Here is a 9723-nt window from a genome sequence, read left to right as displayed (position 1 = left end):
TTCTCCGGCCCGGTGTAGTTGGCGCTGGGGCGGATGATCTTGTTGTCGATGCGCTGCTCGATGATGTGGGCGGCCCAGCCCGAGGTCCGCGCGATCACGAACAGCGGGGTGAACATGGCGGTCGGCACGCCCATCATGTGGTAGCTCACCGCGCTGAACCAGTCCAGGTTGGGGAACATCTTCTTGATGTCCCACATCGTGGTTTCCAGCCGTTCGGCGATGTCGAACATCTTCATCGAGCCGGCGTCCTTGGACAGGCGCCGCGCCACTTCCTTGATGACCTGGTTGCGCGGGTCGCCGGTGGTGTACACCGGGTGGCCGAAACCGATCACCACTTCCTTGTTCTCCACGCGGTGCGTGATGTCGGCCTGGGCCTCGTCCGGGCTGTCGTAGCGCTTCTGGGTCTCGAACGCGACCTCGTTGGCGCCGCCGTGCTTGGGGCCGCGCAGCGCGCCGATGGCGCCGCAGATCGACGAGTACATGTCCGAGCCCGTGCCGGCGATCACGCGGCCGGCGAAGGTCGAGGCATTGAATTCATGCTCGGCGTACAGGTTGAGCGAGGTCTGCATGGCGCGCTCCCACAGCGCCGACGGCTTCTGGCCGTGCAGCAGGTGCAGGAAATGGCCGCCGATGGAGTCGTCGTCGGTCTCGACTTCGATGCGCTTGCCGTTATGGCTGTAGTGGTACCAGTACAGCAGCATCGAGCCGAGGCTGGCCATCAGGCGGTCGGCGATGTCGCGCGCGCCCGGGGTGTTGTGGTCGTCCTTCTCCGGCAGCACGGTGCCGAGCACGGACACGCCGGTGCGCATCACGTCCATCGGGTGGGCGCTGGCGGGCACCCATTCGAGCGCGGCCTTGACGTTGGCGGGCAGGCCGCGCAGGGCCTTCAGCCTGGCCTTGTAGGCGGCCAGTTCGGCGCGGGTGGGGAGCTTGCCGTGCACCAGCAGGTGGGCGATCTCTTCAAACTCGCAGGTCTCGGCGATGTCGAGGATGTCGTAGCCGCGGTAGTGCAGGTCGTTGCCGGTACGGCCGACCGTGCACAGTGCGGTATTGCCGGCGGTCACGCCCGACAGGGCGACGGATTTCTTCGGCTTCGGGGCGGTCTGCCGGACTGGCTGCTGTGCTGACGGCTGCTCTGACATCGCGTCTCCTGTCTGGCCTCTCACCCGCGCTCGGCCCGGGTTCGGCGCTGTGTTACACGGCGGTCGCCGCCCTGGCGCGCGCCAGGGCGGCGCTGGCAACGTTCATGCAAAGAAGTGGTCCAGCACATTGCCCGGCAGGTCGGCGCCGGTGGCGTGCGCGCGCTGCAGCAGCGACCAGTAATAGCGGTAGCTGGCGCGGTCGTGCAACTGGCCCTGGTGGCGGATCGGCGCCCAGCTGTTCTCATAGGCGGCCAGCAGGATCTCGCTGGCCGCGCCGATCTCCGAGCCGCTCGGGCGGAAGGCGCTGACGATCGGCTCGATCTGGCTTGGGTGGATGCTCCATTTGCGCAGGTAGCCGAATTCGGCGCGCGCGCGCAGGGCGTCGCTGCCGGCGCACGCGGGCTGCTCGATATTGGTGCTGACGTTGTGCGAGGGCACCTTGCCGTGCCGGTGGCAGGCGGCCGAGATCTCGAGCATGGCACGCCGGATCAGCGGGTGCTCGAACTGCTCGGGCGAGCGCATGGCGTCGCCGGGGATGGCGCCATGGTGGGCCGAGACGAAGTCCATCAGGCCGAAGCTCAGGCATTCCACCTGCACGAGCCTGGCAATGTCGAACACCTGCTCCACTGCGGCGTGTGTCTCTATCAGCACATGGATGGGGATGTGGCGCGCGATTCCGGCTGCGCGCGCCACCTGGTTGACGTGGTCCGTCACGCGCGCGACCTCGACCACGTCGGTCACCTTGGGTACCACCACGTAGGCAAGGCGCGCACCCGCGCTGCCGACCAGGATGTCGATGTCCTGGCGCCAGCCCGGGTGGGCCGGGTCGTGGATGCGAACGCCTACGCGGTTAAAGCGGTTCTGCGGACCGTTGACGAGGCGGGCGCACAATTCGGCGTGTTCGCGCTCCAGGCCGACGGCGGCGCCGTCTTCGCAGTCGAAGGTGATGTCGAAGACGGGCCCAAGCTCTTGCTGCAGGGCAAGCGATTTCAGCATCAGCTTTTCACTGCCGGCATAGTGGTCGCAGACCGGCAGTTGGGCCGGGATGGCTTCGCCCTGGAACAAGACCTCGGATGGATGCACTTTATTCGATCGGATAGCGGTGGGAGGGGAGGACGGCGGCGCCGGAATGAAAAAAACCGGAGCCCGCGCCGATTCGTGAATCGTTGCGAGGCCCCGGTTTAGTCATTGGCGTTGCCTGGGTCAGCCGAGCAGGTGCTGCACGCCGGCACGCTCTTCTTCCAGTTCCTTGAGCGTGATGTTGATCTTTTCCTGGCTGTAGGCGTCGATTTCGAGGCCCTTGACCATTTCGTACTTGCCGTTGGCGGTAGTCACGGCGAAGCCGAACATGGTGTCTTCGGGGATGCCGTAGGAACCGTCCGACGGGATGCCCATGGTCACCCACTTGCCGTTCGAGCCCAGCACCCAGTCATGCACGTGGTCGATGGCGGCGTTGGCGGCCGAAGCAGCCGACGACAGGCCACGGGCCTCGATGATGGCGGCGCCGCGCTTGCCGACGGTCGGCAGGAACACGTCGTTGTTCCAGGCGTGGTCGTTGATCAGGTCCTTGACGCTCTGGCCGTCGACGGTCGCGTAGCGGTAGTCGGCGTACATGGTCGGGCTGTGATTGCCCCAGACGAACATCTTCTCGATCGACGAGACCGGCTTGCCGGTCTTGGCGGCGATTTGCGACAGGGCACGATTGTGATCCAGGCGCAACATGGCAGTGAAGTTTTCCTTCGGCAGGTTCGGTGCCGACTTCATCGCGATGTAGGCGTTGGTGTTGGCCGGGTTGCCGACCACCAGCACCTTGACGTTGCGGCTGGCGACTTCGTCCAGCGCCTTGCCCTGCACCGTGAAGATCTGGGCGTTGGCTTCGAGCAGGTCCTTGCGCTCCATGCCCTTGCTACGCGGACGCGCACCGACCAGCAGCGCCACGTCTGCATCCTTGAATGCAACCTTGGGATCGTCGGTGATCACGACGCCGGCCAGCAGCGGGAACGCGCAATCTTCCAGTTCCATCACCACGCCCTTGACAGCGGCCTGGGCTTGCGGGAGGTCGAGCAGTTGGAGGATGACCGGCTGGTCTTTGCCGAGCATGTCGCCGTTGGCGATGCGGAACAGCAGGGAGTAGCCGATCTGGCCAGCGGCGCCGGTGACTGCGACGCGCATTGGGGCTTTAGCCATGAGTAATTCTCCAAACGATAAGAGGGGGAAACTGGTCGGTGGCGCGTCGGAGGGTGGTCCGGACGTCACCGGGTGCGGGTTTGTCGCCACGGCGGCACGCGGCAATCCGCCGGCGCGCTGCAAGCGTTACCGACTGGAGGAAGCCACTACGGATCATGGGTGCGACAAAGCGTAAGTCTACTGCGAAGAGGGGTGCTGCATCCAGAGCGGGTGCCGGCGTCAAACCTGAGGGAGTGTAGGCCGACCCTCTTGTATTGTCAATTCATATGTCTTATATAAGACATAAGACATTTAATGCCGCGCTGGACGCCCCGCGCGGTTTTGTGGTGAAATCCGGCTATGTCATCCCTGCCCACGTCCCTCGCCGGCACTGCCGTTGCTGCAGTGCAGGATAATGGCGCCGCTGCGTCCGGCGCCGGGACGCAGCCGTCCACGGCGGCGGCCTCGCCCACCTTCAGCCCCCTCTACCAGCAGATCAAGGCGCTTATCACGCAGAGCCTGCAGTCCGGCGAATGGAAGCCGGGTGAGATGATCCCCAGCGAGATGGATCTGGCGGCCCGCTACAAGGTCAGCCAGGGCACCGTGCGCAAGGCCATCGACGAACTCGCCGCCGAGAACCTGGTGGCGCGCCGCCAGGGCAAGGGTACCTTCGTCACCACCCACCATGAGGACGGCGTGAAGTTCCGTTTCCTGCGCCTGGTGCCGGATGAGGGCGAACCGCATTATGGCGCAAGCCAGGTGCTCGAATGCAAGCGCCTGCGCGCGCCGGCCGAAATCGCGCGCCTGCTCGACATCCGCACCGGCGACAGCGTGGTGCAGATCCGCCGCGTGCTGTTTTTCTCCGGCGAAGCCACCGTGCTGGACGAGATCTGGCTGCTGGGCACGAATTTCAAAGGCCTGACGGCCGAGAAGCTGACCGAATGGAAGGGCCCGATGTATGCGCTGTTCGAGGCCGAGTTCGGCACGCGCATGATCCGGGCGAGCGAGAAAATCCGCGCGGTGGCTGCAGACAGCGCCGCCGCGGCATTGCTGAACGTGGAAGCGGGCGCGCCGCTGCTATCCGTGGAGCGCGTCTCGTTCACCTACGGCGACCGGCCCGTCGAAGTCCGGCGTGGCCTGTACGTAACCACCCGGCACTATTATCAGAACGATTTGAGTTGAGTTCTCGCGCCAGGATCCGTCTCGATTATTGCTGGCGCTGCGATGGCCGGGCCCCGTTGTTGCGCGAAGCAGGGAAATATGACGCCGTGATATGGTTGCGTGCGATTGTCGGGCACGCCATGCTGATGCGCGATAGCTGAAAATTATTGGTGCGGCGCGCAACAAAAGCGCTAAAATTGTGTGGATTTGCTCCAGTTGCATTCATTTGCATCCAGGGCCATTCAGAAGTCAGTAGTTTCGTTTTTTGTTTACCGCAAAATGGGGTCTCGCATGGCTGAAGCCAAACAAGCCAGGCCGGAGTTCCGGAACATCCATGTCACGCAGCTGGTGCGTTACAGGTTGCCCTGGGCCGGCAAGGTGTCCATCCTGCATCGCGCAAGCGGTGCCCTGATGTTCCTCCTCCTTCCTTTCGTCCTGTATCTCTTCGAGCAGAGCGTCACCTCGGAACTGAGTTTCGCAAAGTTCTCGGCGCTTTTGTCCGGTGGCTTCGTCAAGCTGGTTCTGCTGGCCCTGATCTGGGGTTACCTGCATCACTTCTGCGCCGGCATCCGTTTCCTGCTGCTCGACGTGCACGTCGGTGTGACCAAGCCGGCATCGGCCAAGTCCGCTGTCGCCGTGCTGATCATCAGCCTGTTGCTCACCGCGATTTTCGGCCTGAAGCTGTTCGGCCTGTTTTGAGGAGAGTCAAGGTGGCAAATAATAATATCGGTCCCAAGCGTCTTGTCGTCGGTGCGCACTACGGTCTGAAAGACTGGCTCGCGCAACGCGTCACCGCTGTCATCATGGTGGTTTTCACCGTCGTGCTGGCAGTCGCCTTCCTGCTCTCGAACGGCGCTTCCTACGAAGCGTGGGCAGGTCTCTTCGCCAATCAATGGATGAAGATCATCACGTTCCTCACCATCCTGTCGCTGCTGTTCCACGCCTGGATCGGTGTGCGCGACATCTGGATGGACTACATCAGCGCGATGGCCGTGCGCCTCGTGCTGCAAGTTCTTACCATTCTGTGGCTCGTCGGTTGTGCGGGCTACGCAGCTCAGATTCTCTGGAGGGTGTAATAAATGGTCGCAGTCAAGACTGGATTGCCGCGTCGTCGCTTTGACGTGGTCATCGTCGGGGCGGGCGGCGCTGGGATGCGCGCATCCCTCCAGCTCGCAGAAGCCGGCCTGAACGTCGCCGTGCTCTCCAAGGTTTTCCCGACCCGCTCGCACACCGTGGCGGCGCAGGGCGGTATCGGTGCCTCGCTGGGCAATATGAGCGAGGACAACTGGCACTATCACTTCTACGACACCATCAAGGGTTCCGATTGGCTGGGCGACCAGGACGCAATCGAATTCATGTGCCGTGAAGCTCCGAAGGTCGTCTACGAGCTCGAACACTTCGGCATGCCGTTCGACCGTAACCCCGACGGCACCATCTACCAGCGTCCGTTTGGCGGCCATACCTCCAACTACGGCGAGAAGCCGGTCCAGCGCGCCTGCGCCGCGGCCGACCGTACCGGCCACGCGCTGCTGCACACGCTGTATCAGCGTAATGTGCGTGCAAAGACGCATTTCTTCGTCGAGTGGATGGCGCTGGACCTGATCCGCGACGCCGATGGCGACGTGCTGGGCGTGACCGCGCTGGAGATGGAAACCGGCGAAGTCTATATCCTCGAGGCCAAGACCACGCTGTTCGCCACCGGTGGCGCCGGCCGTATCTACGCCGCTTCGACCAATGCCTTCATCAACACCGGTGACGGCCTGGGCATGGCAGCGCGCGCCGGCGTGCCGCTCGAAGACATGGAGTTCTGGCAGTTCCACCCGACCGGCGTGGCCGGCGCGGGCGTGCTGATCACCGAAGGCGTGCGCGGCGAAGGCGGTATCCTGCGCAACAAGGACGGCGAACGCTTCATGGAGCGCTATGCGCCGACGCTGAAGGATCTGGCGCCGCGCGACTTCGTCTCGCGCTCGATGGACCAGGAAATCAAGGAAGGGCGCGGTTGTGGCCCGAACGGCGACTACGTGCTGCTGGACCTGACGCACGTCGGTGCCGACACCATCATGAAGCGCCTGCCGTCGATCCGCGAGATCGGCGTCAAGTTCGCCAACGTCGACGCGATCAAGGAACCGATCCCGGTGGTGCCGACCATCCATTACCAGATGGGCGGTATCCCGACGAACATCAACGGCCAGGTGGTGGCGCCGAAGAACGGCAACCCCAACGAGGTCATCAACGGTTTCTACGCGATCGGCGAATGCTCCTGCGTGTCGGTGCACGGCGCCAACCGCCTGGGTACCAACTCGTTGCTGGACCTGGTGGTGTTCGGCCGCGCTGCCGGCAACCACATCGCGGCGACCGCGATCAAGCAGAAGGAACACAAGCCGCTGCCGGCCGATGCCGCCGACCGCGCCATGTCGCGCCTGGCCAAGCTGCAGTCGTCGACCTCGGGTGAATACACCCAGGACGTGGCCAACGACATCCGCAAGAACATGCAGTCGCATGCGGGCGTGTTCCGTACGCAGAAGCTGATGGACGAAGGCGTCGAGCGCATCCTCGAAGTGACCGAGCGTGCCAACAACATTCACCTGAAGGACAAGTCCAAGGTCTTCAACACCGCACTGGTGGAAGCCCTGGAAGTGGCCAACCTGGTGGAAGTGGCGAAGGCCACCATGATCTCGGCGGCTGCCCGCAAGGAGTCCCGCGGCGCGCACGCGCACAGCGACTTCCCGAACCGTGACGACGAGAGCTGGCTCAAGCACACCCTGTTCTACAGCGAAGGCAACCGCCTCGATTACAAGCCGGTGAAGATGAACCCGCTGACGGTGGAGAGCGTTCCGCCCAAGGCCCGGACCTTCTAAGCACCGCCGTAGACGACCCACAGGACCCACAGAAATGAAGCGTATTTTCGAAGTCTACCGCTACGATCCGGACAAGGATGCTGCGCCTCGCATGCAGACTTACGAGGTCGAGCTCGACGGTCATGAGCGCATGTTGCTGGACGCGCTGGTCAAGCTGAAGAAGCTGGACGAAACCATCTCGTTCCGCCGTTCCTGCCGAGAAGGCGTGTGCGGTTCGGACGCGATGAACATCAACGGCAAGAATGGTCTGGCCTGCCTGACCAATATGCGCGAGCTGCCGGACCGCATCGTACTGCGTCCGCTGCCCGGCCTGCCGGTGGTGCGCGACCTGATCGTCGACATGACGCAGTTCTTCAAGCAGTACAACTCGATCAAGCCTTACCTCATCAACGACGAGCCGCCGCCCGAGAAAGAGCGCCTGCAATCGCCCGAGGAACGCGACGAGCTGGACGGCCTGTATGAGTGCATCCTGTGCGCAAGCTGCTCGACGTCGTGCCCGTCGTTCTGGTGGAACCCGGACAAGTTCGTCGGCCCGGCCGGCCTGCTGCAAGCCTATCGCTTTATCGCGGACAGCCGCGACCAGGCGACCAACGAGCGTCTGGACGACCTGAACGACCCGTATCGCCTGTTCCGTTGCCACAGCATCATGAACTGCGTCGACGTTTGCCCGAAGGGGCTGAACCCGACCAAGGCCATCGGCAAGATCAAGGAGCTGATGGTTCGCCGCTCGGTCTGATCCGCGCGGTGGTTGTAAGCGGCGCGTCAGTCCGGGCTATCAAACTGCATACCCGACCGGCGCGCCGGAAGCAGGTACCTATGACCGAAAGTGTTTCCCCCAGTTTCTCCCACCAGGCCGACCCGCACCGGCGTGCACGACTGCGCTGGCGCGCGCGGCGCGGCCTCCTGGAGAACGACATCATCGTCGAACGTTTTTTCAACCGTTACGAAGAAAGCCTGTCCGACCAGGATGTGGCCGCGCTCTCCGAGCTCTTCGAGCTGAGCGACAACGAGTTGATGGACCTGCTGCTTGCCCGCAAGGAGCTGGACGGTGAGCTCGACACGCCCCCGATGCAGCACGTTATCGCCATGCTGCGTTCGGTCTGAGTTTCGTCAACATTATTAGTCAAGCATTAGAAGGAACCGACATGACGCCGTCCGATGTGAAAGCCACGCTATCGTTTTCCGATGGTTCCCCCAGCGTCGAGCTGCCGATTTACAAGGGCACGGTCGGCCCCGATGTGATCGATATTCGCAAGCTGTACGGTCAAACCGGCAAGTTCACCTATGATCCCGGTTTCATGTCGACGGCTTCGTGCAATTCGAAGATCACCTATATCGACGGGGACAAGGGCGAGCTGCTGTACCGCGGCTACCCGATCGAGCAGCTGGCGACCAAGTGCGACCACCTGGAAACCTGCTACCTGCTGCTCAAGGGCGAACTGCCCAACGCCAAGCAGAAGGAAGAGTTCGTTGGCGCCGTGATGAACCACACCATGGTGCACGAGCAGTTGCAGTTCTTCCTGCGGGGCTTCCGCCGCGACGCGCACCCGATGGCGGTGCTGACGGGCCTGGTGGGCGCCATGAGCGCGTTCTACCACGACGCCATGGACATCGACGATCCGCACCAGCGCGAAATCTCCGCGATCCGCCTGATCGCCAAGATGCCGACCCTGGTCGCGATGGCATACAAGTACAACATCGGCCAGCCGTACATCTATCCGCAGAACGACCTGTCCTACTCGGGCAACTTCATGCGCATGATGTTCGCCACGCCGTGCGCCCCGTACCAGGTGAACCCGGTGCTCGAGCGCGCGCTCGACCGCATCTTCATCCTGCACGCCGATCACGAGCAGAACGCCTCGACCTCCACGGTGCGCCTGGCGGGCTCCTCGGGCACCAACCCGTTCGCCGCCATCGCCGCCGGCGTGGCCTGCCTGTGGGGCCCGGCCCACGGTGGCGCCAACGAGGCCGCCCTCAAGATGCTGGAAGAGATCGGCAGCGTCGACAACATCACCGAGTTCATCAAGCAGGTCAAGGACAAGAACTCGGGCGTGCGCCTGATGGGCTTTGGCCACCGCGTGTACAAGAACTACGACCCGCGCGCCAAGCTGATGCGCGAGACCTGCTATGAAGTGCTGAACGAACTGGGCCTGCACAACGACCCGCTGTTCAAGCTCGCCATGGAACTGGAAAAGATCGCGCTGGAAGACGAGTACTTCGTCAGCCGCAAGCTGTACCCGAACGTGGACTTCTACTCGGGCATCGTGCAGCGCGCGCTGGGCATCCCGACCTCGCTGTTCACCTGCATCTTCGCGCTGGCCCGCACCCCGGGCTGGATCTCGCAGTGGGAAGAGATGATCACCGATCCGGAATACAAGATCGGCCGTCCGCGCCAG

The 9723-nt window shown here is 63.4% G+C and carries 10 protein-coding genes; 7 read left to right on the top strand and 3 right to left on the bottom strand.

Translation table 11 applies throughout. The features are described 5' to 3' along the window. The 3 genes from prpC to AC3FOF_RS44055 all read right to left on the bottom strand — a co-directional run. Nucleotides 1–1142: bifunctional 2-methylcitrate synthase/citrate synthase (gene prpC, locus AC3FOF_RS44065; protein WP_488730253.1), on the bottom strand; the 1142-nt coding region annotated here is incomplete at its 3' end. Nucleotides 1143–1244: 102 nt separating this feature from the next. Next, the gene (locus AC3FOF_RS44060) at nt 1245–2225 is read right to left on the bottom strand and encodes an HpcH/HpaI aldolase/citrate lyase family protein (protein WP_035805791.1); all 981 of its coding nucleotides are present in this window, start codon (nt 2223–2225) and stop codon (nt 1245–1247) included. A 120-nt stretch (nt 2226–2345) separates the two neighbouring features. Continuing rightward, nucleotides 2346–3329 (bottom strand): malate dehydrogenase, encoded by a 984-nt coding sequence (locus tag AC3FOF_RS44055; RefSeq protein WP_035805794.1) that lies wholly within the window; start codon nt 3327–3329, stop codon nt 2346–2348. A 339-nt stretch (nt 3330–3668) separates the two neighbouring features. On the opposite strand from AC3FOF_RS44055, the gene AC3FOF_RS44050 reads away from it, so the two are divergent. The 7 genes from AC3FOF_RS44050 to gltA form a co-directional block, all read left to right on the top strand. Then, entirely contained in the window at nt 3669–4490 is an 822-nt protein-coding gene (locus AC3FOF_RS44050) for a GntR family transcriptional regulator (RefSeq protein WP_017224301.1), read from the top strand. A gap of 270 nt (nt 4491–4760) precedes the next feature. After that, nucleotides 4761–5168: a succinate dehydrogenase, cytochrome b556 subunit gene (sdhC, locus tag AC3FOF_RS44045; RefSeq protein WP_017224302.1), complete on the top strand. Its 408-nt coding sequence runs from the start codon at nt 4761–4763 to the stop codon at nt 5166–5168. Nucleotides 5169–5179: 11 nt separating this feature from the next. Then, nucleotides 5180–5545 carry a succinate dehydrogenase, hydrophobic membrane anchor protein gene (gene sdhD, locus AC3FOF_RS44040; protein ID WP_017224303.1) on the top strand — a complete coding sequence of 122 codons (366 nt, stop codon included), beginning with the start codon at nt 5180–5182 and terminating at the stop codon, nt 5543–5545. Between the two features lie 3 nt (nt 5546–5548). Then, on the top strand, nt 5549–7327 hold the full coding sequence (gene sdhA / locus AC3FOF_RS44035; protein ID WP_035805797.1) for a succinate dehydrogenase flavoprotein subunit: 1779 nt from the start codon (nt 5549–5551) through the stop codon (nt 7325–7327). A 34-nt stretch (nt 7328–7361) separates the two neighbouring features. Beyond that, nucleotides 7362–8063 carry a succinate dehydrogenase iron-sulfur subunit gene (locus AC3FOF_RS44030; RefSeq protein WP_017224305.1) on the top strand — a complete coding sequence of 234 codons (702 nt, stop codon included), beginning with the start codon at nt 7362–7364 and terminating at the stop codon, nt 8061–8063. A gap of 80 nt (nt 8064–8143) precedes the next feature. Beyond that, nucleotides 8144–8431 (top strand): FAD assembly factor SdhE, encoded by a 288-nt coding sequence (locus AC3FOF_RS44025; RefSeq protein ID WP_017224306.1) that lies wholly within the window; start codon nt 8144–8146, stop codon nt 8429–8431. Between the two features lie 41 nt (nt 8432–8472). After that, on the top strand, nt 8473–9723 hold a 1251-nt coding region (gltA, locus tag AC3FOF_RS44020; RefSeq protein WP_488730252.1), incomplete at its 3' end, for a citrate synthase.

The organism is Cupriavidus sp. 96C5-1, assembly GCF_057798855.1.
Note: the sequence above shows the minus strand (reverse complement) of the source record. Positions and strands in the feature narration are given on the sequence as shown.

What these genes read in the sequence shown, in the direction of transcription:
- AC3FOF_RS44055 (WP_035805794.1), bottom strand. Translation starts at nt 3,329, where the DNA reads ATGGCTAAAGCCCCAATGCGCGTCGCAGTCACCGGCGCCGCTGGCCAG.
- AC3FOF_RS44050 (WP_017224301.1), top strand. Translation starts at nt 3,669, where the DNA reads ATGTCATCCCTGCCCACGTCCCTCGCCGGCACTGCCGTTGCTGCAGTG.
- sdhC (WP_017224302.1), top strand. Translation starts at nt 4,761, where the DNA reads ATGGCTGAAGCCAAACAAGCCAGGCCGGAGTTCCGGAACATCCATGTC.
- sdhA (WP_035805797.1), top strand. Translation starts at nt 5,549, where the DNA reads ATGGTCGCAGTCAAGACTGGATTGCCGCGTCGTCGCTTTGACGTGGTC.
- AC3FOF_RS44030 (WP_017224305.1), top strand. Translation starts at nt 7,362, where the DNA reads ATGAAGCGTATTTTCGAAGTCTACCGCTACGATCCGGACAAGGATGCT.
- AC3FOF_RS44025 (WP_017224306.1), top strand. Translation starts at nt 8,144, where the DNA reads ATGACCGAAAGTGTTTCCCCCAGTTTCTCCCACCAGGCCGACCCGCAC.